A 21919-nucleotide genomic window follows, 5' to 3' on the forward strand; every position below is an offset into this window, starting at 1 on the left:
TCTGCGGTCATCGTCCCTCGCCCTTCGGCGCGTTGTCGGTGGTGCCGGTTCCGGCGGGGCCCCAGGCCCCGGCGGCGGCATGCAGTTCGGCGCCGTCCACGCCGATGGTGTTGCCGCTGATCCAGGACGAGTCGGTGCGCGAGAGCACCGCGATCGCCTCGGCGACGTCGTCGGGCCTGGTCAGCCGGGAGTGCGGGTTGTTCACCGCGGCGCGCGCGACATAGCCGGCGTGCTCGGGGATGGCCTGGAGCGCGGGCGTCAGCGTGACACCGGCCCGCAGTGCGTTGACGGCGATGCCCTGCGGCGCCAACTCGCAGGCGAGCTGCCGGACATGGGCTTCCAGGGCGCTCTTGGCGGCGGAGACCGCGCCGTAGCTGGGCAGCGCCTGCACGACGCCCGCGCTGGTCATCGCGTAGATCTTGGAACCGCTGCGCAGCAGTCCGGCCCGGTGCAGGTCCTGCGTCCAGTAGACGAGGCTGTGCGCCATGACGTCGAGGGTCATCTCCAGCTGACGGGGGGCGATGGGCCGCTCCCAGCCCTCGCGGGGCAGGAACGGCACGAGCGTGCCGAAGGCGAGGGAGTGCACCAGGATGCGGATGCCGCCGGTGGAGCCGGTCAGTTCGGCGATCTCGGGCACCAGCCGGTCGCGGGTGGCGCGGCTCGCGGCGTTCGCGTTGTGGAAGGACACCTCGACGCCGTGCCCGCGGATCTCCTCGACGAGTGCCGCGACCTCCTCGTCACGGGCCGCGGTGTCGAAGTGCACCCCGACGACGTTGACCCCCTCGCGGGCCAGGCCGAGGCTGATGGCCCGGCCGATTCCGCTGGAGGCGCCGAGTACCAGGCACCAGCTGCCTTCAAGGGATTTCAGCATCAGTGGGTCCCCCGCTTCTGGGAAGTGTGCGACGTCTCGGGATTCCGGTACGGGTCCGGTCCGGTACGGACCAGTGCCAGCGCGGCGTGCCCCTCGCGCGTGGCGGTGGTCAGCAGCCGGGTGCCGGGCGGACCGGTGAACAGCCCGGCCAGCGCCTGGGCGGCGGCCAGACAGCCCGCCCCCGCCGGGGTCACCCGCCCGGTGGCGCCGGCGGCCCGGTCCACGGCGGCGGCCACCGCCGAGCCGAACGGCGAGCCGTCCGAGACGTGGTGGACCTCCACCTCGGTGTCCAGGTCCGACAGCAGCCTGCGCACCGCCCCGGGGATCAGCCCGGCGGGCAGTTCACGGCCGGGCGGGACGAACAGCGACCGGGCGGCGACGGTGCCCCGGACGCGGGCGCCGCGCGCCTCGGCGGCGGCCCGCGGCTCCAGGGTCAGGGCGACGGCGCCCTGTTCTCCGTCCCCGGCCGGACTCTTGGGGAGCCGGTGCTCGGCCGCGCCTGCCAGGAGCGTGTCGCAGCGGCCGGCCGCGAGGGCGCGGCCCCCTGCCTCGACCGCCTCCAGGGCCGCGACCCTCGGGCTCGCCGACGTCAACGCAAAGGCTTTCAGGCCGAGTTCGGAGGTGAGGCGGGAGCCGAGCAGGCTCACCGCGAAGTAGGGCGCCGTCGCGGGTGACAGTCCGGCCGCGCCGCCCTCCAGCGCGATCCGGCGGTCCATGGTGTCGAAGAGTTCGGCGAAACCGCCGTTGAGCGCGAACGCGGCGCCTCTGCGGTCCGCGGGCACCGCGTCGGTGCGGCCGCCGTCGGCGAGCGCCTCGCGGGCCGCGGCGAGGAGGTACTGGGCGGCGGCGGGCAGGTACTTGTAGCCGCGCGGCCCGAGCCGGACCCGGTGGTCGAACCAGTCGCCGTCCTCGGCGCCGGTCTCGGGGGCGACCGAGCCGACCCCCGTCACGGCCCACATGGTCCCGCTCATGCCGCCGCTCCTTCCAGGACCAGTGAGGAATTGCTGCCGCCGAACCCGTACGCGTTCACCAGGACCCGCCGCCGGCCGCGCGGCAGCGGCACCGGAGCGCGCTGCGGCAGCCACACCGCGCACGCGGGGTCCTGCTCGCGCAGCGGCACGTTGCGCGGGACGTGCCCGTCGCGCAGGATCAGCGCGCCCGCGACCGCGCCGAGCGCGGCCGACGCTCCGCCCGCATGGCCGAGCAGCGCCTTGAGGCTGTAGAGGGGCACCTCGGGCGTCCGCTCGCCGAAGACCCGGTGCAGCGCCTGGCTCTCCACCTCGTCGCCGAGCCGCGTCCCGGTGCCGTGCGGGATCACACACCCGATGGACGCGGCACCGCCCGCCGGGCCGACGGCCTCGCGCATGGCCCGGACGATCTGCTCGCCGTCCGCGTGCGGCGCCGTCACATGGCCCGCGTCGCAGCTCCAGCCGGAGCCGGCCAGGGTCAGCGGGGCGGTGGCGCCGCGGGCCTCGGCGTGGGCCGCGGACTCGACGACGAGGATGCCCGCGCCCTCGGCGAAGACCGTGCCGGCCCGGTCGGTCTCGAAGGGCCGGCACCGGTCCGGGTCGACCGCGCCGAGCCGGTTGAAGCAGCCGAGCGCGACCCGCGAGTAGGCGTCGGACCCGCCGGCGAGCACCACGTCGGTCTCGCCCGCGCGCACCATGTCGTACGCCATGCCCAGTGCGTAGCCGCCGGCCGAGCAGGCGTTGCCGATGTCGTGGGCGACGCCCGCCAGGCCGAGTCGCGTGGCGGTCGCGGAGGCCAGCCGGAACGGCGCGGTCCATTCCTCGCCGCCCCGCTCGCGCTCGTTGGGACCGGGCTCGCCCATGCAGCTGCCGAGGACGACCGCCGCCTCGGACAGCCCGGTCAGACCCGCGTCGGCGAGCGCCTCACGGGCCGCCGCGACGGCGAACCGGGTGGCGCGCGCCGCCCGCAGGTCGGGGTCGGGCACCAGGTTGATCCGCGGCAGGTCCATCACCGCGAGCGGGTCCGCCGGCTCGTCCGGCCGGCGGATCCCGGCCGCCGTCATGGCACGCCACAGTGTGTCCGTGCCCCCGCCGTGGCAGGTGACGGCACCGATCCCGGTGACCACGACCTCGCCGGTCATGCCGACTTGCCCTCCAGCGCCGCGTTCATGCGGTCGTCGAAGGAGACCAGGCTCCAGTCGCGGCGGTTCTCGATCACCGCGTAGCCGTGGGTGATCCTGCCGGTCGCGGTGTGCACCAGCGCACCGTCACGGACGACGTAGGTGTCCATCCGGGAGGTGTAGGTGAAGCCCTTGAAGACCTCCTCGACGGTGAGGACGACGTACAGGTCCTCCTCCATGCGCGCCTCGTCGAGGACGGTGATGCGCGAGTGCGGGACGACGGGGATCCAGTTCTGCTCGTCGAGGAGGGTCTTGATGGACACGCCCCGGGCGGCGACGAGCTGGTCCTTGGCCTCCTCCATCAGCCGCAGGTAGCCCGACATCTGGATGCGCTCGGTGAAGTGGCAGTACCAGTAGGGGATCCGGAACTTCCAGGCGAAGGAGTTGGTGCCCGCCGTCAGCTCCTTGACCAGGTCCGCGGAGTCCGGGTTCACCTCGGGGGCGGTGACGTCCCAGGCGGGGGCGGCGGCCAGCCGCTCGACGGCGTACGGGGCGAGGGACTCGGGCACCGGCTCGTTGCCCCCGCCGCGCGGGTCGAGGCGCAGCTGGACGCGGACGGTGGAGGTCACGGCCTTCAGGAGGGTGTCGCGCTGGACGTGCAGCACCACGGAGAGGAGCAGTTCGCCGTCCTTGGCCCTGCGGTGCGGTTTGACCTCGGCGTGCGCCACGTCGTCGATGTGGAAGGCGTGCAGGATGCGGGTGTCGATGTCGACGATGTCGGTGCACAGGCCGTACGTCTCGTACACCGTGCCCGGCAGGAGGCCGCCCTGTCGCAGATGGTTCAGCACGGCTTCCTCGACGAGGTAGTTGACGTGCTTGAAGCCGATCCAGGTGCAGATGTTGGAGCCCTCGTAGCGGGGCCGTATGTCCAGGGAGCTCGGCTCCTGGAGGGTGAGGGCGGTGCTGTTCGCGGTCACGTCAACTCCGGTGCGTAGGCGGGCGGTCAGGAGGAAAGGGAGGAGGCGGGCGTCAGGGACGACAGGAAGCCGTGCACGGCCCCCGCGAACAGTTCGGGCTGCTCGGCCATCGGGAAGTGCCCGGACCGTTCGAAGATCCGCAGTCGGGCGTCCGGCAGCGCCGCGGCGAGGGCACGGGCGTCCGCGGGCCTGGCGGCGAAGTCGTGCTCGCCGGCCACGACGAGGGTGGGCAGCCCGACGGCCGAGGTGTCGAGGAAGGGACTGCGCAGGTACGCGTCGAAGAACCGCATCCAGCCGTAGGGGCCGATCCGGTCACGCACCCGCAGGGCCATGGCCTCGCGCAGCTCGGCGGGGATCCGGCCGTCGGAGCCGACCCGCAGCCCTTCGTCGAGGATGCGCTGGAAGCCGTGCAGGTAGTAGACGGCGGTGTCCCACTCGAACTCCTCGGGCGTACCGCGGTGGAACGGTGACACGAGGACGGCGGCGCCCGGCCGGCCGGCGGGACGCGACACCAGGAGTTCGAGTACGGCGTTGGCGGCGAAGGAGTGCGCGATCAGCAGATCGACCCGCCCGGGTACGGCGTCCAGCGCCCTGGCCACCCAGGGCACCGGGTCCGGGTCGTGGCTCCAGCGGGTGTCGCCGTGGGCGGCCCAGGGAAGTTCGGCCTCCCACAGCTCCAGTTCGCCTCCGGACAGCTCCGTGAACCGCCGCCACACGGCGGTCGATCCGGCGAGGCCGTGCAGGAGCAGCACCCGCACGGGCCGCCGGGCGCCGTCGTGCGCCGCCCTGCGCAGCCGTACCCGCATACTGCCTTCGCCGGCTCCGTGGGACGTCATCACGCGCTCCCCGCCGGGGTGAGGATGAGGGCCGCCGCCGCATCGTCGCGGCCGGTGTCGCCGATGCCCGCGCTGGCGAGCACCACCGCGTCGGCCTCGTCCGGCGCGGCGCCCGCCAGCCAGGCCGTGCCGGTCACGCACTGGAGCACACCGAGCGCTCCCGAGCTGGGTCCGAGCAGCGCGGACAGGTCGTGCACGGCACTGCCCGGCACCGCCCCGAGGGAGGCGCCGGGGGCCCGGATGCCCTCGGGGTGCTCGGGAACGCACCACAGGCCGACGGCGCGAGGTTCACCCGCGCGTACGTCCGCGACGGCCCTGGTGTGCTCCGCCCGGCGCGCGTAGGGACCGAGCCCGGCCAGCGGCCGCACCCCGCGCGCGGCCGCCGAAGCGGCGGACTCGAGCACCAGGGCGGCCGCGCCGTCGAAGAACTCGTCCTGTTCCGGGGCGAGATGGCGGACGGCCGGGTTGTCCGGCTCCACCCCCACCACGAGCGCCCGCTCGACCCGTCCCGAACCGATCAGCAGCCGGCCCCAGTTGACCGCGTCGAGGCCCGAGGTACGGCCGTTGCACAGGGTCAGGTTGGCGCCGCGCAGACCGTGCGTGATGGCCAGCCAGGAGGCGACCACGTTGCTGGAGGTCGCCGGCAGCAGCATGGGACTGGTGGCGAGGTAGGTGTCGCGGGCGATGGTGGCGACCGTCTCGCACATGGTGTCGACGTTGCCGAAGTTGGTGCTGACGACGGTGCCGACGGACTCGCCGGGCACGGTCGGCGCGCCGTCCGCCCCGATCAGTGCGGCGGCGGCGAGCGCCTCGCGGCCCGCGACCATGGCGAGCTTGGTGGCCCGGTCCTTGTAGCGCAGGCCACGGCCGGTCAGCCGGTCCACCGGGTCGGCGGACGCCCCGTCGGACCGCCGGCCGCCGAGCAGTTCTTCGGGGCTGTCGAGACCGCGGACCGCCGTACCGAGTCCGGTGACCACGACGCGTATCGGGCTCACTGCCTCTCCTCCCGCACCGCGGTGGCGCCGTTCGCGCCGGCCGCCTCGTGTTCCGCGTACCGCTCGACGATCGCGACCGCGTTGAGCCCGCCGAAGCCGAAGGAGTCGATCTGGGCGAGCCGCAGCTCCTCGTCGGGGCGCACCGCCCGCCCGCGCACCAGCTGGAATCCAGCCACCGACTCCACGGGGTCGTCGAGCCCGACGATCGGGGGCACGCTCCCGCGCCGCATCACGTCGATCGCCGCGACCAGGCTGTGCAGCCCGGACGCCCCGGCGGTGTGCCCGGTCATCGACTTGATCGCGGTCATGTACGGGGACGGCTCGACACCGGCGAAGACCGAGCCGAGGGCCGCCGACTCCGCCTCGTCGTTGAGGGGGGTGCCCGTGCCGTGCAGCATCACCAGGTCGATGTCGGCGGAGCCGACCCCCGCCCGGCGGTGGGCCTCCCGCACGGCAGCGGCGATGCTCTTGGCCTCGGGTGCCGACGGGTGGTGGGCGTCGCAGTTGACCGCGACACCGCGCACCCGTGCGTGCACGGTGGCCCCGGGGCCGGGCCCGTCGGCCTCCCTGCGCAGCACCACGGCGACCGCGCCCTCGCCCTGGAGCATGCCGCGCCGGTCCCGGTCGAACGGCCGCACCCGGTCCGGGGCCTCGGGGTAGCAGCGGTCGAGCAGCCCGTACGTGCTCTCCGCGATGGTGTCCACGCCGGCCACCACCACCGTGTCGGCCTGTCCGAGGTCGAGCAGGTCGGTGGCGAGGGCCAGGGTGTAGAGCGACGCGGAGCAGGCGTTCGCGACGGTGTGGGTGTCGGCGGCACCGAAGCGCCTGCGCAGCATGGTGCCGAAGTGCAGGTCCTCCACCTCCACCTGCGTCCCGTCCCGCCAGGACAGTTCGACGGAGCGCAGCTCGCGCAGGGTGGTCCCGACCAGGACCGGCACCGACGACAGGTCGTCACCGAGTCCGGCCTCGCGCGCGGCCGCAGCGACGGCCTGCTCCAGCCAGCGGGTGGCCCGCAGAGGTTCGTCGACGCCGGGGGCCGGCCGGTCGTCGATCTCGTAGGCGACCTGGGCGCGGAACCTGCTGCGGTCGTAGCCGCGCAGTCCGGCGAGGCCGCTGCGGCCCGCCACCAGCGACCCGTAGATCTCGTCGGTGGTGGAACCGATGCTGGCGACGGCTCCCGTCCCGGTCACGATCCAGCTCATGCCGCGCTCCGGTACTTGCCGAGGATGACCACCGCGTTGTTGCCGCCGAAGGCGAGCGCGTTGTTCTGGACGATGTTCAGCTCGGCCTCGCGGGCCTCGTTGGGCACGCAGTCGACACCGCACTCGGGGTCGGTCTCGTGGTGGTTGACGGTCGGCGGGATGAAGCCCTGGGTGAGGGCGACGGCGCAGGCCGCGGCGGCGACCGCGCTGGCCGCCCCCATGCTGTGGCCGATCATCGACTTGATGGAGACGGTCCGCGGCATGGCGTCGGCGCCGAAGATCTGCCGGATCGCGCCGGCCTCGGTGATGTCGTTGGCCTTGGTGCCGGTGCCGTGCGCGGAGACGAAGTCGATCTGGTCGGGCGTCACCCCCGCGTTGCGGTGGGCGATCTCGATCGTGCGGGCGATGCTGTCCCGGTCGGGCGCGACCGGGTGCAGGGCGTCACAGGCGAGCCCGTAGCCGAGCACCTCCGCATAGATCCGGGCGCCCCGGGCGAGCGCGGAGTCCAGGCTCTCCAGCAGGAGGATCCCGGCCCCCTCACCCGTGAGGATGCCCTTGCGGTCCTTGTCGAAGGGCTGGCAGACCTCGGGGGCGATGGTGCCGAGCCGGTAGAAGCCGGTGAAGGTCTTGCGGCACAGCGCGTCCGCCCCGCCCACCAGGGCGATGTCCACGTCGCCGCTGCGCAGCGCGTCGTAGCCGTAGCCGACGGCGTAGTTCCCCGCCGCGCAGGCGGTCGGGATCGTGACGGCCTCGACGTCCTCCAGGGCGAATTCGCGGACGATGCCCGAGGAGAGCCGGCCGGCCGGCACCCGGCGGGCGACCACCGGGTCGTACGACTCGGGGCCGGTGGCGAGGCCGGTCTCGACGAGCTGGTCGAGGTCGCGGGACTCGCCGTCCGTGGTGCCCACGGACACCAGGGAGCGGCGGCCCCTCACCTCGTCCACGGTCAGCCCCGCGTCCTCGATGGCCATCCGGGTGGCGGCGACGGAGAACTGGCTGGCCCGCCCGAGCTCGTCGGGATCGACCCGGTGGATCCACTGCGCCGGGTCGAAGTCCGCGATCTCGCACCCGTTGGCGTAGTCGAACCCGGTGGTGTCGAATGTCGTGATCGGCTTGACTCCGCCACGTCCTTCGCGGAGTCCGGTGGTGAACGCGTCGATACCGATGCCGATACTGGTGACAACGCCGAGCCCGGTGACGACCACCCTGCGCGGGGTGGGGTCCGTGCCTCGCATACCTGTGTTCATCGAAGCTCACCCTCTGGCTGACTCAGCCGACTCGTCGGGGCAGGGCCGGAGCACTGCCGGTCAGCTGCGGGCGGAGGCCTCTTCGATGACGGTGTACACGCCGACGAGATTGACCATGCGGCTGAGCTCGGCCTGGTCGATCGTCACGTGCTGGGTGCGCTCGAGGGCGGCGAGGATCTCGATGGCGCGCAGCGAGTCCGCGTCGTGGTCCTCCTTGAAGAGGCTGACCTCGGTGACCTCGTCCTCGTCGATCTCAAGGATGTCGCAGACGACCTCCTTGATGTCCTGCTTGCGCGCGGCGTCCAGGCCGGTGGTCACGTTGGTCATGTCGACTCCCTGGGAGATCGGTGAGGATCCGGAGTCGTGCGACTCCGCCCATCCGTTCGGTGAGTCGATCGTGGGGCGGGGCGCTATGCCGCCTCTATACGGATGATCCCCGCAGCTCTGAGGCGTCGCGCGGGATCTCCTCCAGGGACTCGGCGGGCTCGTCCGCGGTCCCGTCCAGGGACTCGTCCCGGTCGTCGTCACCGCCGAGCCAGCCGGACTCCACGGCGCGCATCCCGGCCTGGAAGCGGCTCTTGGCGCCGAGCCGGCCCATCAGGTCCGCGGTGATCCGGCGGCCGGTACGCACCGAGACACCCAGCCGGCGGGCGACCACCTCGTCGGTGAGTCCTTCCCCGAGCAGGCGCAGAACGGTCCGTTCCTGACTGGTGAGTTCGTTCTCCTCGGCGGGCTGCCGCGGCCGTTTCCCGCCGCTGAGCGGTACGGCCCTGTCCCACACCTGGTCGAAGAGCTCGCAGAGGTTGGCGAGGATCCCGGCGCTGCGGAACACCAGGGCTCCGGCCCCGGAATCGTCCGGGTCGATGGGCACGACCGCCTGCGTCCGGTCGAAGATGAGCATGCGGGACGGCAGCGAGGCAGTGGTGCGCACGTGGTTCCCCGAACGGGTCAGCCAGCGCGCGTAGTCGACCGACTCGGGGTCGTTGTAGATGCTGTCGAGATAGATGGTGTGCATCACGACGCCACGGCCCTGGAGGATCTTGCTCAGCGGCCGGCCCGCGGCGCGGCTGGAAGCGGACTGTCCGCCGCCGGGGTGGAAAGCCAGCAGCGAGTCCTGGCAGGAATGGCTGATTTCCTCGATCCGTGACCGGATCTCGTCTATTCCCTCAATGCGTTCGGTCTCGATGTGATGCGACTCCCGCTGCGTCTCGGCATATTCATGGACGAGCCGTGACACCTCGACACGCACGTCCGTCAACTGCCGCTGCTGATCCAGGATCTCGGCTTCGTGCCTGGCGAGCAGAGCCTGTAGCCCGACGTCCGGCGGGACCGGCCGCAGGGTGCCCGGCGTCTCCCAGGAGGGCCTGATCAGCGACAACCGCACGCACTCGTTGAGCGCGGCACGCACCCGCTCGGCCGGCCACCTCAGGTTGTCCACCAGGTCTTCGAACGAAAGCCCCGGATGCGCCAGCACCGCCCGGTACAACTCTGCCGGGTTCTTTCCCAATCCCAGCAGTTCCAGCATGCGTCACCCCCGTGTCATGAAGGCCGCCGCCCCTGCGACCTCCCCCCGGCATCCAGAGTGTAAGCCTGGTGTTTAAGTTGTTTGTTTGTTTTTCCAACGATCTCCCACCCGCCCGTTATGCATATCTTTCCGGCCGGAGCCCGGTATCCACGAAGCCCCCGGCGGCATCGGCTTCCCGCGGGACGACCTGAGGACGGGAGAGCCCTTCAGGCCGCTTCCGCGGGCAGGCGGCCCGCTCGGACGGCGGTGACCAGGGCCTCGTGGTCGCGCTCGTTCTGGTCGGCGTAGTGCTCGGCGAAGGTCATCAGGGCACGGTCGAAGCTGTCGCCGCCGCCCAGGTAGGCGGCGATGGCGATGCGGTCGCCGGATCGCGCGTGGGCCCGGGCCAGCGTCGCGCCGCACAGCGCGCCGAAGGTGCGCATGCCGCGGGGCACCATGTCCTCGGCGACGGCGACCCACTTCCAGTCCCGCAGCTGGCGCACGTAGAAGTCCCGGCGCCGGCCGTCGATGCCGTCGACGCGCTCCCAGCCCAGGAAGATGTCGCTGGTGGCCTGCATCAGCCGCTGTCCGGCGACCACCCGCTCGCCCTGTGTCCGGTACGCGCTCGCCCCCGCGTGGGGGGCCAGCACCGACTCGTCGGCCTCCTTGGCCTGGAGGAACAGTGGATCCTCGTCGTCCTTGCCCAGCAGGAGCACGATCCAGCAGCGGGTGCCCACGCTGCCGACCCCGACGACCTTGCGGGCCATGTCGGCCACCCGGTACTGCTCGAGGAGGAACCGCCGGTCCGACGAGAGGCTCTGGCCGTAGCGCTCGATCAGCCGGCGGATCTCCTTTTCCAGATCGCCGCGCCGGTTTTCCGGCAGCAGGTCCTCGAGCGGCGTGACGAGCGGTGGATCGGGGGTGATGCGGCGCCTGCCGTTGTCGACGTGGGTGAGCTTGTCGAAGACCTGAAGGGTGTCGCGCGAACGCGCCTTGGTCACGGCCTGCGCCCACCGCTCGCGGCCCCGCGCGGACAGATCCGGCCCGAAGCGGTCCCGGACCGAGGCGACGTCGAACTGGGCGTACCAGACGGCCAGATTGCCGAGTCCGGCGAACGACCGCATGCTCTCGCGGTAGGACCGCACGGTGGCCCGCACGATCGACGCCCGCTGCTTGGTGCTGAAGCCGTTGGCCCGGCCCGCGATGACCAGGCTGGCGGCCAGCCGCTTGACGTCCCACTCCCAGGGACCCGGCAGCGTCTCGTCGAAGTCGTTGATGTCGAACATCAGGCGGCGTTCGGGCGAGGCCAGCAGCCGGAAATTAAGCATGTGCGCGTCCCCGCACAGCTGGGCGCGCAGTCCGGACGCCGGGGTGTCCGCGAGATCCGACGCCATGATGGCGGCGGCACCCCGGTAGAACCGGAACGGCGACTCGGACATCCTGCCGTAGCGGATCGGTACGAGGTCGCTCAGCCGTGCCGCCGACTGCCTCTCGATGATCTCCAACGGGTCCGGCCGCCCCGGTCCGGGCGAGAACTCGGCGTGGCTGGAGCGGGGCACGGCGGCCCGCGCGGCCTTGCCGAGCGCGGCCCGCTCCTGCGGGGCGCGGTGCCGCACGTCGTGCCCGTCCAATGAGTTGTGGGTCATGGCCATGGCTTCGGATCCCTTCGGTCGGTCATGCCGTCCGGCTCACCCGCGCCCCGCCGGTGCGTCCGCTTCCACAGCAGCAGCGTTCCGCCCCGCGAACTTCACCCTCCTCGGGTGATCTCCCCGGCCCCGCCGGCCCACAGGCTCGGAGAGGAGTGCTGCACGTCGCGTATTCACCGACGAAGTGAGGAATCCGCCATGACCACGAGTTCGATGCACCACCGGTCGGCCACGTCCGAGGCAACCGCCGGCGGACTGGTGACTTTCGCCGGCGTCATGCTGTTCATCGCCGGTGTCCTCGACCTGTTCCGGGGCATCATGGCCATCGCCGACGACGACATCTACGTGACCACCCCGAACTACGTCTTCAAGTTCGACCTGACCAGCTGGGGCTGGATCCAACTGGTCCTCGGAGTGATCGCCATCGGCGTCAGCGCCGGCCTCTTCACACGTGCCACCTGGGCGCGGGTCGTGGCGGTCGGCATCGCAGGCCTGCTGATCATCGCCAACTTCCTGTCGATCCCGTACTACCCCGTCTGGTCGCTCACCCTGATCGCGCTGTACGCCTTCGTGATCTGGGCCCTGTGCATCGTCCCGCGGGACCGCTGACGGCAGGCTGACGGCGGGACTCTCCACCCGGCCGGAACGGCGCGCGGGACGCCGAGCCGGCCACCCCGCCGTCCGCCCGCCCGCCACCCGGCCACCCGGCCACCCGGCTGATCTTCGTGGCGGGTCGCGGGTCCGTTCCGCGCGGCTGCCGGAGCCCTGGCGACAATGCGACGATGCCCCCCACAGCGAACACGCACGGGAATCCGGCGACGACGCGGATCGTCCTGCTGACGCTCGCCGCGGGCCAGTTCCTGATGGCGCTCGACAGCTCCGTCATGAACGTGTCCATCGCCACGGTGGCCGAGGACGTGGACTCGACGGTGACCGGGATCCAGGGCGCCATCACGGCGTACACCCTCGTGATGGCGATGCTCATGATCCCGGGCGGCAAGGTCGGCGCGCTGATCGGCCGCAAGCGGGCTTTCATGATCGGCAGCGTCGTCTACGGCTGCGGGTCGCTGACCACGGCGCTCGCCCCGAACCTGCCGGTGCTGCTGATCGGCTGGTCGCTCCTGGAAGGGATCGGGGCGGCGCTGATCCTCCCGGCGATCGTGGCGCTCGTCGCCGGCAACTTCGCCGTGGAGCGCCGCCCCGCCGCCTACGGACTCGTCGCCGCCGCCGGGGCCGTGGCCATCGCCCTGGGACCGCTCATCGGCGGCGTGGCCACGACGTACTTCTCCTGGCGCTGGGTGTTCGCCGGCGAGGTGGTCCTCGTGCTCGGCATCCTGGTGCTCGCCCGACGGGTCGCCGACGCGACGCCGGACACCCGTCCGCGCATCGATTTCCTCGGGGCCGTCCTCAGCGCCCTGGGGCTCGGGATCTTCGTGTTCGGCGTCCTGCGCTCCTCCCAGTGGGGCTGGTTCCGGCCCAAGCCCGACGCGCCCTCCTGGCTGGGAGTCTCGCCGGTCGTGTGGCTGGTGCTCGCCGGACTGTTCCTGATCTGGGTCTTCCTGCGCTGGGAGGCCCGGCTCGTCGGACGGGGCGGGGAACCGCTCGTGGATCCGGCCCTGCTGGAGAACAAGCAGCTCACCGGCGGCCTGACGATGTTCTTCTTCCAGTACCTCGTGCAGATGGGCGTGTTCTTCCTCGTACCGCTGTACCTGTCGATCGCGCTCGGTCTGTCGGCGCTCGGGACCGGTGCGCGCATCCTGCCGCTCTCGCTGACCCTGCTGGCCGCGGCGATCCTGATCCCGCGTCTCCTGCCCGACGTCTCACCGCGGCGGGTCGTGCGGCTCGGGATCCTCGCGATGTTCGCGGGGGCCGTGGTCCTGATGGCGGCACTCGACGCGGACTCGGGCCCGGAGGTCGTGACCGTCCCGCTGCTGCTGATCGGGCTGGGCATGGGCATGCTGGCCTCCCAGCTCGGATCGGTCACCGTGTCCGCGGTGCCGGACGAGCAGAGTGCGGAGGTCGGCGGCATCCAGAACTCCGTCACCAACCTCGGGGCCTCGATCGGAACGGCGCTCGCCGGATCGCTTCTGATCGGCGCGCTCACCACCTCGTTCCTGACCGGCATCGAACAGAACCCGGCGGTCCCCGAGGAGGTCAGGACCCAGGCGAACGCCCAGCTCCAGAGCGGTGTGCCCTTCCTGTCCGACGCCCAGCTGAGGAAGGCCCTCGACGACGCCGACGCGAGCGCGGAGGTGACCGACGCCGCTCTCGACGCGAACACCGAGGCGCGCATCGACGGACTGCGCGCCGCCCTCGCCGTCCTCGCGCTCAGCGCTCTGCTCGCCCTGTTCTTCACCCACCGCATCCCGACGGTGCAGCCCGGCTCGGCCGGACGGTAGCGGCCCCGCCGCCCACGGTTTTGCGCTGACCCGCCCACCGCGCCGGTTGCCGGGGAGCACTCGTCGTCCGCGTCATGCCCGTGCCCGCGTCGGTTCCGCGTCGGTCCCCCGTCCCGTCCGGCGGTGTTCGCGGAGCGTCGTACGCCGCGCCGTTCGGCACCGGTCCCTCCCCTCGTGCGGACCGCTGCCGAACGGTGCGGGTGAATTCGGCCACGCCGTCACGGCGCGGCTCGCGCGCCGGGCGCGCGGTCGTCCGCATCCCGCCCGGTTGATGCGCTTCTATCCGATCCTCCCAGCTGAGCCCCGAACCGAGGAGGATCCGATGTCCGGCCGACCCCTTATCCGCAGGTCAGGCATATAAAGTGGATTTTCCGGTCCGGATGGCAGGTGCGGGTGAAGTGAGGGGGGAAGCCTTGAGTTCCGACTCGGGCGCACGCACAGCCTTCGCGGAACGGCTCGCGCTGTTGTACAAGGAGGCCGGCAACCCTCCCCTCAAGCGCGTCTCCGAGACGGTCGCCCGGCTCCAGCGGGTCGACGAACGGGGACGACCCGTCCGGGTCTCCGCCCAGCGGATCAGCGACTGGCGACGGGCCAGGAACGTGCCCGCCCAGTTCGCCGCCCTCGCCGCGGTGCTGCACGTCCTGATACCCGAGGCGCGGCGCACCCGGCCGGCGCCGGTGTCCACCGGTCTGTACGACCTCGCCCGGTGGCAGCGGCTGTGGGAGCGGGCCGTGGCCGACCCGGTCGTCGGTGATGTCCCCGTCGCCTCCGTCGAGGAGCGGCAGGCCGAGCGGCCGGCGACCGAGACGCACGGCGTCCCCGGCGGTGTGTGCCCCTACCGTGGGCTCGCCTCGTACCGCGAGCAGGACGCGCGGTGGTTCTTCGGCCGGGAGCGCAGTACGGACGCCCTCGTCGCCCAGCTGCGCGCGGCGGAACGAACGGGTGGCCTGGTCATGCTGGTCGGCGCCTCGGGAGCGGGCAAGTCCTCCCTGCTCAGCGCGGGTCTCGTGCCCGCCCTCCAGAACGGTGGGCCGGCCGACCGGAACAGCGGCGGCCGGGCGGCGAGGACCGGCACCGACGGCGCCACGAGCCCCACGAAGGTCCTCCAGATCGTGCCGGGCGCCGATCCCCTGGCCGAGCTGACCAGCCGCATCCCCGAGCTCGCCCCCTTCACGGCGCGGGCGCCGGAGTCCGCCGCCGGGTCCCACGCCCACGCCTCCGCCACGGCCGGGGCGCCCGGCACCCCTCGTTTCGCGCGTGCCGTCCGGGAGGCCGTGACCGCCTGGGCCCGGCGGGAGGCGGACCCCTCGCCCACCGGGCCCTCACCCACGGGCCCCTCACCCACCGTCCCCTCACTCGCGGGGCCCTCACCTGCGGGGCCCTCACCTGCGGGGCCCTCACCTGCGGGGCCCTCACCTGCGGGGCCCTCACCTGCGGGGCCCTCACCTGCGGGGCCCTCACCCGCCAGCGTCCCCTCCGCCCCTCCCGTCCGACCCCATGCCGCTCGCCCGGTCATCATCGTCGACCAGTTCGAGGAGGCGTTCACCCTCTGCGCCGACGAGGCGAACCGGCGTCTCTTCATCCAGCTCCTGCACGCGGCCTGCACCCCGGCGGGCCCCGGCGGAGACCCTGCTCGTGTCCCCGGCGGCCCCACCACCCCCGGCCCCACCGGCACCGGAGCCACGGGACCCGGGACCGGCGCACCACCACCGGCCCCGCCCCCCGTCCTCGTCGTCCTGGGTGTCCGTGCCGACTTCTACGAGGAGTGCCTCGGTCACCCCGAGCTCTCCGACGCCCTCCAGCACCGGCACATGGTGCTGGGGCCGCTGACCACCCCTGAGCTGCGCGACGCGGTGACCGGGCCGGCCAGGGCGGTGGGGCTCGAGCTCGAACCGGGGCTGGCGGAGCTGATCATCCGCGAGGTGAGCGCCGACGGTCCGCAGGGAGCGCACGCGGGCGCGCTGCCCCTGCTCTCACACGCCCTGCTCGCCACCTGGCAGCGCCGGAAGGCGGGGCGGCTGACGCTGGCCGGCTACCACGCGGCGGGCGGTATCCAGGGCGCGGTGGCGGCGACCGCCGAGCAGGCCTGGTCCGGGCTGGACCCGGCGGCGCGCACGGCGGCCCGGCTGCTCCTGCTGCGGCTGGTCAGGCTCGGCGAGGACACCCAGGCCACCAGGCGGCGGGGCACCCGGCGCCAGCTCGCGCAGGAGTCGGCCGACCCCGGCAGGACCGAGGAGTCGCTCGAGGCGCTGGTACGCGCCCGGCTCGTGACCCTGGACGCGGATACCGTCGAGATCACCCACGAGGCGCTGCTGCACGCCTGGCCCCGGCTGCGCGGCTGGATCGACGAGGACCGCAGCGACCATCTGCTGCGTCAGCGGCTGGAGGAGGACGGCCGGGCCTGGGAGGGCTCGAAGCGCGACGCGGCACTGCTCTACCGGGGCTCCCGGCTGGAGCAGGCCCACAGTTGGGCGAAGTCGGCCGGTGACACCTTCCTGACCCGCAGCGCGGTGGAGTTCCTGGCCGCGTCGGTCAGGCTGCGCAGGCGCATCGTGTGGATCGGCCGGGGCGCGGTGTCGGCGCTGGTGGTGCTGGCGATCCTCGCCGTCGGGGCGGCCGTGGTCGCCTGGCAGCAGCGCAACGACGCCGTGTTCGAGCAGGTGGTCGCGGAGGCCGACCGCGTGCAGTACACGGATCCGTCGCTGTCCGCGCAGCTCGACCTGGTGGCGCACGACCTGCGGCCGGACGACGCGGGCACCGACAACCGCCTGATCTCGATCGTGAACGCACCGCTGGCCACGCCCCTGCTCGGCCACACCGGCGCCGTCTACCTCACCTCCTTCAGCCCGGACGGCAAGGTCCTGGCCACCGCCAGCTACGACCGGACCGTCCGGCTGTGGGACGTCAGCGACCGGTCCCGGCCCGAGCCCCTGGGCAAGCCGCTCACCGGCCACACGAGCTGGGTGAGCAGCGCGGTGTTCAGCCCGGACGGCCGCACCCTCGCCAGCGCGGGCGACGACGGCACCGTCCGGCTGTGGGACGTCCGGGATCCCGCCCGCCCGCGCCCGCTCGGAACGCCCCTCCCCGGCCGCGCCGGCACGATCTACCTGCTCGCCTTCAGCCCCGACGGGCGGACGCTGGCCTCCGCGGGCGAGGACGGCACCGTGCGCCTGTGGGACATGGGTGCCGCTTCCGCGGGAGCCGAGCCGGGCGCGGGGGAGGAGCCGGGCCGGCCGACGCCGCTCGCCGTGCTGTCCGGCCACACCGCCGCCGTGCGCTCGGTGGCGTTCAGCCCGGACGGCCGGACCCTCGCGGCGGGCGGCGACGACAACACGATCCGGCTGTGGGACACGGCCGACCCGCGCCGGCCGAAGCGGCTCGACACGGTCCTGACGGGCCACACCGACACCGTGCACACGCTGGCCTTCAGTCCCGACGGCGACACCCTCGCCAGCGGCAGCGCGGACGACACGATCCGGCTGTGGAACATGACCGGCCCCGGCCGGGCGGCCCAGCTCGGCGCCCCGCTCAACGGGCACACGGGGCCCGTGTGGTCGGTGGCCTTCAACCCCTCCGGAACCATGCTCGCCGCCGGCAGCGCGGACAGTACGGCCACCCTGTGGAACGTCAGCGACCCGGCGTACCCCTCGCAGGTCGGCGAGCCGCTCGCGGGGGGCAGCGGGGAGATGTACGCCCTCGGCTTCAGCCCCGACGGCCGTACCCTCGCCACCGGCAACGGCGACAGCAAGGTCCGTCTCTGGTCGGTCCCGACGTCGGACATGATCGGCCGCAGCGGCTCCTTCCGGCCGGACGGGCGGGTGCTCGCCACGGCCGCCCGCGACGGCAGGGTCCGGCTGTGGAACGTGGCGGATCCCGGCCGGCCGGTGACGCTGGGCGCGCCCTTCATGCCCGACGACGGCAGCGAGCGCACCCTCGCGTTCTCACCCGACGGCCGTACGCTCGCCGTGCTGACGGCCAACCGGGCGGTGTACCTGTGGGACGTCACCGACCCGGCGCGGCCCGTCTCCGCGGGACCGCCCGTCGCCCTGCACACCCGGTTCCTGGGTCCCGACGCGCTGGCCTTCGCCCCGGACGGACGCACGCTGGCGACCGCCTACGACGACCGCACGATCCAGCTGTGGGACGTGAGCGATCCCGCCCGCGTGACCGCGCTCGGCGCCCCGCTCACCGGCCACAGGGGCTTCGTCAACGCCCTGGTGTTCAGCCCCGACGGACGCACTCTCGCCAGCGGCGGCGCGGACCACACCGTGCGGCTCTGGGACGTGAGCGACCCCCTGCACTCCACCGCGCTCGGCACCCCGCTCACCGGGCACACCGGCCCCGTCAACGCGCTCGGCTACAGCCCGGACGGCCGCACACTGGCCAGCGGCAGCGACGACGACGCCGTACGGCTCTGGAACGTGACCGACCCGGCGAAGGCCTCCCCGCGGGGCGCGCCCCTCACCGGCCACACCGAGGCGGTCGTGTCGCTGACCTTCAGCCAGGACGGCGACACCCTCGCCAGCGGCGGCAACGACAACACGATCCGGCTGTGGAACGTGACCGACCCGGCCGGGGCCTCCCCCATCGGGCAGTCGATGAGCCCCAACGCCAAGACCGGAAACTTCCTCTCCTTCAGCCGCAACAGCCACATGCTCGGCGTCTCCAGCGGCGCCGACACCGTACGGCTGTGGAATCTGGACGTCGACGAGGCGATCACCCGGATCTGCGCGACCACCCGGGGCGTGCTGACGGCCGACAAGTGGCACGAGTACCTGCCCCGGCTCCCCTACGAACCTCCGTGCGAAGAATGAACGCGACCCGGGCGCGAGAGTGATCCCGATCACAACCGCAAGGCAGCTGAGAAGTCGACGCCCGCCGACCCGACAGCCTTGTTAGCCTTGGCCATAGCCCGGTCGCTGGTGCATCCCCCGTCGCCAGCGACCGGGCCTTTTCCTGCCCGGTCACGTCTCGGGTGAGTCCTGCGCGGCGGCGCGGCCGCTCCGCACCACCCGTCCGCCGGGCCTCGACCCGGCACCGGGTGATCCAGGAGGACGGCACGCAGGAGCCGTCCGCCCCGACACACACAAACCGACCGCCGCCCGGGCGCGACCGCCCTCGGGCGCGGTCACTCCACCGGCCCGCCGGCCAGGGTCATCCAGTGGGCGACCCTGCGCAGGGTGGCCTCGTCCACCTGGTCGACCAGGGTCCGCACGGCCGTCACGTCGTCCGGCGCGAGGTCGTACAGGCCGGCCTTGCCCAGGCCCGCCATCAGGACCTGGTGCCGGCGGTCCTGCATGCGCTCCGCGTGCCTGGCGTGGCCGGGCCGCGTGACGCTGTCGGCCGACGCCCCGGGCGCGGCCACCGACGTGGACCCGCCCGGAGATGCGCCCGGGGACCCGCCCACGGATGCGCCCCACGTGGTCGCCTGGGACGGGTCGAAGCGCTGCCATCCGCCGCCCCCCGGCCCCCACAGGGCGACCGTCGCCTCGTCCCCCCGGGCACGCCGGACCTGCGTCATCTCACCGATCGCGTACAACACGGGTGTGCGGTCGGGGGATTCGGCGGCCGCGCGCCAGGACGCCGAGGCGCGGTCGTAGAACATCGCCACCCAGCGCGGGTCCCCCGGCGGCTGCGGACTCTCCGCGGGACGGGTCGGACGGTCCGGATCGGTCTCCATGGCAGCTCGCCCCTTCCGTATCGGCACGGCAGGGGCGACCATAGCTGACGGACCGTCAGCTATCCAGACGGGCGGCGGGGACGGTAGGCCCCGGCGCGTCACCCTCCCCCGCGGCGGCCGGAGTTCAGATTCCGCCGGCGCTCTCGCGGGTGAGTGCCGCCTCCCGGTGCTCGTTGCAGCGCGGGAAGGCGGTGGCGTGCGCGCCCGGGTGTCGCTGGTGGGCCTGGAGGGCGGCGCTCACCAGGGTCATCAGCAGGTCGATGTCCGTCTCGCACTCCAGACGGACGGTCACCCAGGCCGAGCCGGGCAGCAGCCGGATGGCGGTGGAGTGTCTGAGGTCCCTCTCGAACCGGCGGATCGCCGCGGCGGTGAGGTGCAGATCGACACTGCGGTCGGAGTGGAAGTGCACGATCTCGACCCCGCCCGAGCGCACCGCCCGGCCGGTGCCGCAGCTGGGCCGGACCTCCGTGAGGTCCGGCCAGGTCGCCAGTCGTGTCAGGGCACGCGAGGCCGCCGTCATGGTCCCCATCATGAGGCGCTCACCGCCCGGCCACCAGGGGTTGAGGAAGCCGTAACCGGGCCTTGACAGGGAAAGTCCGGGCGCGGGAAGGGTTTCCGGGACCGAACGTCAGCGGAGGGGAACCCTCAGTTGTTCCACGACTCGTCGTAGGGGTCCCGGGGTACCGGGGTCGGCTCGGCGGCGGTGACCTCGATGAAGGGGATCGGGCCGCCGTTGACCGGGTCGTGGACGGTGCGGGGGATGTAGGTGCCGGTGACGGACAGCCAGGCGTCCGGCTGGAGAACCGGGGGGATGTGCCCGGTCAGACCGACCTTGACCGGCTGGGCGTCGGCGGCGCAGCAGTTGAGGGCCATCCGGACCAGGTAGGGCGTGCCGTCCTGGTCCAGGGCCACGAAGCCGGTCAGGCGGATCTCGCGGCCGGTGAGGGTGCGGCCGTGGTCGTAGACCGCGCGGCCCGCGTAGTCGACGACGCTCAGGGCGAGCGGGTCCGCGGCCGGGAGGGCAGGGTAGGCGAGGGGCTCCTGGAGGGCCGTTCCCGTGCGGGTCGCGCTGTACGAGCCGAGGGCCGGCGGGGCGACCAGGATCAGCGCCAGCAGCGGGAGGATCAGGAGCCAGGAGACCCGGGGTTCGGGGTGCACGTGGCCCTGCTCACGGCCCCGGCCGTCCTGCCGGTCCTGATCGTGCTCGTGCTCCTCTTCCCGCCGCCCCCGGGCCCTTCGGCGCTCGTACCACGCCGTCGCCAGGGCCGTGACGATCAGGATCGCGCCGGACGCCAGCAGCAGGGGGCGCAGGCCCGCCTTGACGTAGCGGAGGTAGAGGTCGGTGGTGCCGGCGTGCAGGAGGGCGGCGCCGAGGAGGAAGAGGACGGCCGCCTGGGACTGTCGGTTCACAGGAGCACCCACCCCGTCAGGACCGCCGACGCGATCGCCAGCACGAACGTCGCCGGGGCGAAGCGCAGGGCGAAGCCCCGGCCGAAGGTGCCCGCCTGCATCGCGAACAGCTTGAGGTCGATCATCGGGCCGACCACCAGGAAGGCGAGCCGGGCCGTGAGGGAGAACTGGGTCAGGGAAGCGGCGACGAACGCGTCCGCCTCCGAGCAGATGGAGAGGATCACCGCGAGGACGGCCAGCGTCAGGACGGCGACCGCCGGGTTCTCCGCCGCCGTGCGCAGCCAGCTCGCCGGGGCGACGGACTTCAGGGTCGCCGCCGCCATCGCGCCCAGGACCAGGAAGCCGCCCGCGTGCATCACGTCGTGCCGGACCGAGTCCCAGAAGGCCGCCCCCCTGGTCTCCCCCTCGTGCGGGGCGTGGGCCGGCAGGCGCAGCCAGTCCGTGCGGCCCAGCCGCTGCCACAGCCAGCCCATCACGCAGGCGACGAGCAGACTGGCGACGAAACGGGCCAGCACCATCTCGGGGTTGCGGGGGAAGGCAACGGCGGTCGCCGTCAGCACGATCGGGTTGATCGCCGGTGCGGAGAGCAGGAAGGCGAGGGCCGCGGCCGGGGTCACGCCCCGCCGGACCAGGGCGCCGGCCACGGGGACCGACGCGCACTCGCAGCCGGGCAGCAGCGCACCCGCGACCCCGGCGACCGGGACGGCGAGTCCGGGACGGGACGGCAGGGCGCGGGCGAAGAAGGAGGGCGGTACGTAGACCGCGATCGCCGCCGACAGCAGCACCCCCAGCACCAGGAACGGCAGGGCCTGCACCACCACCGCCACGAACACCGTCGTCCAGCTCTGCATCACCGGGGCGGACAGCGCGCGGCGGATCGGGCTCTGCAACAGCACCAGCAGGAGCAGCAGCATGGTCAGGACGAGCGGGGAGGTGAGCCGCCCGGACCCGTCGGACGGCTCGGGCGGCGCGGGCGGCGTCCGCGGACGGTCCGGGCGCGCGCCCTCCTCCCGCGGGGCCGCTCTGGTGATGGCCACGGGTCGCGCACCTCCGGCTTCCGTGT

The 21919-nt window shown here is 73.2% G+C and carries 18 protein-coding genes; 3 read left to right on the forward strand and 15 right to left on the reverse strand.

Going from position 1 to position 21919, the window contains the following annotated elements; translation table 11 throughout:
• Nucleotides 1–7: 7 nt before the first annotated feature.
• From OHS71_RS19375 to OHS71_RS19425, 11 genes are all read right to left on the reverse strand, one after another.
• On the reverse strand, nt 8–871 hold the full coding sequence (locus tag OHS71_RS19375) for an SDR family oxidoreductase (RefSeq protein WP_328480631.1): 864 nt from the start codon (nt 869–871) through the stop codon (nt 8–10).
• Nucleotides 871–1842, reverse strand: coding sequence for a beta-ketoacyl synthase N-terminal-like domain-containing protein (locus OHS71_RS19380; RefSeq protein ID WP_328480632.1), 972 nt, complete (start codon nt 1840–1842; stop codon nt 871–873). The genes OHS71_RS19375 and OHS71_RS19380 overlap by 1 nt, the downstream gene beginning before the upstream one ends.
• A complete protein-coding gene (locus OHS71_RS19385) occupies nt 1839–2981 on the reverse strand; it encodes a beta-ketoacyl-[acyl-carrier-protein] synthase family protein (protein WP_328480633.1) in 1143 nt (380 codons plus the stop codon). Before OHS71_RS19385 ends, OHS71_RS19380 begins: the two co-directional genes overlap by 4 nt.
• A complete protein-coding gene (locus tag OHS71_RS19390) occupies nt 2978–3937 on the reverse strand; it encodes an acyl-CoA thioesterase (protein ID WP_328480634.1) in 960 nt (319 codons plus the stop codon). Before OHS71_RS19390 ends, OHS71_RS19385 begins: the two co-directional genes overlap by 4 nt.
• A 26-nt stretch (nt 3938–3963) precedes the next feature.
• Nucleotides 3964–4773, reverse strand: a complete 810-nt coding sequence (locus OHS71_RS19395; RefSeq protein WP_328480635.1) for an alpha/beta fold hydrolase — start codon at nt 4771–4773, stop codon at nt 3964–3966.
• On the reverse strand, nt 4773–5768 hold the full coding sequence (locus OHS71_RS19400; RefSeq protein ID WP_328480636.1) for a beta-ketoacyl synthase N-terminal-like domain-containing protein: 996 nt from the start codon (nt 5766–5768) through the stop codon (nt 4773–4775). The genes OHS71_RS19395 and OHS71_RS19400 overlap by 1 nt, the downstream gene beginning before the upstream one ends.
• Nucleotides 5765–6970, reverse strand: a complete 1206-nt coding sequence (locus OHS71_RS19405; protein WP_328480637.1) for a beta-ketoacyl synthase N-terminal-like domain-containing protein — start codon at nt 6968–6970, stop codon at nt 5765–5767. Before OHS71_RS19405 ends, OHS71_RS19400 begins: the two co-directional genes overlap by 4 nt.
• Nucleotides 6967–8217 carry a beta-ketoacyl-[acyl-carrier-protein] synthase family protein gene (locus OHS71_RS19410; protein ID WP_328480638.1) on the reverse strand — a complete coding sequence of 417 codons (1251 nt, stop codon included), beginning with the start codon at nt 8215–8217 and terminating at the stop codon, nt 6967–6969. The genes OHS71_RS19405 and OHS71_RS19410 overlap by 4 nt, the downstream gene beginning before the upstream one ends.
• Before the next feature lie 60 nt (nt 8218–8277).
• Entirely contained in the window at nt 8278–8544 is a 267-nt protein-coding gene (locus tag OHS71_RS19415; RefSeq protein ID WP_328480639.1) for an acyl carrier protein, read from the reverse strand.
• Nucleotides 8545–8638: 94 nt separating this feature from the next.
• Nucleotides 8639–9742 (reverse strand): LuxR C-terminal-related transcriptional regulator, encoded by a 1104-nt coding sequence (locus OHS71_RS19420; RefSeq protein ID WP_328480640.1) that lies wholly within the window; start codon nt 9740–9742, stop codon nt 8639–8641.
• A gap of 206 nt (nt 9743–9948) precedes the next feature.
• On the reverse strand, nt 9949–11367 hold the full coding sequence (locus tag OHS71_RS19425) for a DUF2252 domain-containing protein (RefSeq protein WP_328484568.1): 1419 nt from the start codon (nt 11365–11367) through the stop codon (nt 9949–9951).
• A 198-nt stretch (nt 11368–11565) separates the two neighbouring features.
• Here OHS71_RS19425 and OHS71_RS19430 point away from each other — a divergent pair, with 198 nt between their 5' ends.
• From OHS71_RS19430 to OHS71_RS19440, 3 genes are all read left to right on the forward strand, one after another.
• Nucleotides 11566–11976, forward strand: coding sequence for a DUF7144 family membrane protein (locus tag OHS71_RS19430; RefSeq protein ID WP_328480641.1), 411 nt, complete (start codon nt 11566–11568; stop codon nt 11974–11976).
• A gap of 173 nt (nt 11977–12149) precedes the next feature.
• Complete coding sequence (locus tag OHS71_RS19435) at nt 12150–13766, forward strand: MFS transporter (RefSeq protein ID WP_328480642.1); 1617 nt, start codon at nt 12150–12152, stop codon at nt 13764–13766.
• Nucleotides 13767–14146: 380 nt separating this feature from the next.
• On the forward strand, nt 14147–18580 hold the full coding sequence (locus OHS71_RS19440; RefSeq protein WP_328480643.1) for an nSTAND1 domain-containing NTPase: 4434 nt from the start codon (nt 14147–14149) through the stop codon (nt 18578–18580).
• Nucleotides 18581–18894: 314 nt separating this feature from the next.
• On the opposite strand, the gene OHS71_RS19445 is transcribed toward OHS71_RS19440, so the two are convergent.
• From OHS71_RS19445 to OHS71_RS19460, 4 genes are all read right to left on the reverse strand, one after another.
• The gene (locus OHS71_RS19445; protein ID WP_328480644.1) at nt 18895–19446 is read right to left on the reverse strand and encodes a hypothetical protein; all 552 of its coding nucleotides are present in this window, start codon (nt 19444–19446) and stop codon (nt 18895–18897) included.
• Nucleotides 19447–19570: 124 nt separating this feature from the next.
• Nucleotides 19571–19966 carry a luciferase domain-containing protein gene (locus OHS71_RS19450; protein ID WP_328480645.1) on the reverse strand — a complete coding sequence of 132 codons (396 nt, stop codon included), beginning with the start codon at nt 19964–19966 and terminating at the stop codon, nt 19571–19573.
• Between the two features lie 125 nt (nt 19967–20091).
• Complete coding sequence (locus tag OHS71_RS19455; protein ID WP_328480646.1) at nt 20092–20856, reverse strand: TIGR03943 family putative permease subunit; 765 nt, start codon at nt 20854–20856, stop codon at nt 20092–20094.
• A complete protein-coding gene (locus OHS71_RS19460; protein WP_328480647.1) occupies nt 20853–21893 on the reverse strand; it encodes a permease in 1041 nt (346 codons plus the stop codon). The genes OHS71_RS19455 and OHS71_RS19460 overlap by 4 nt, the downstream gene beginning before the upstream one ends.
• Nucleotides 21894–21919: the final 26 nt, after the last annotated feature.

Origin of the sequence: Streptomyces sp. NBC_00377 (genome assembly GCF_036075115.1) — a bacterium.
In the GTDB taxonomy this organism is placed as follows: Bacteria; Actinomycetota; Actinomycetes; order Streptomycetales; family Streptomycetaceae; genus Streptomyces.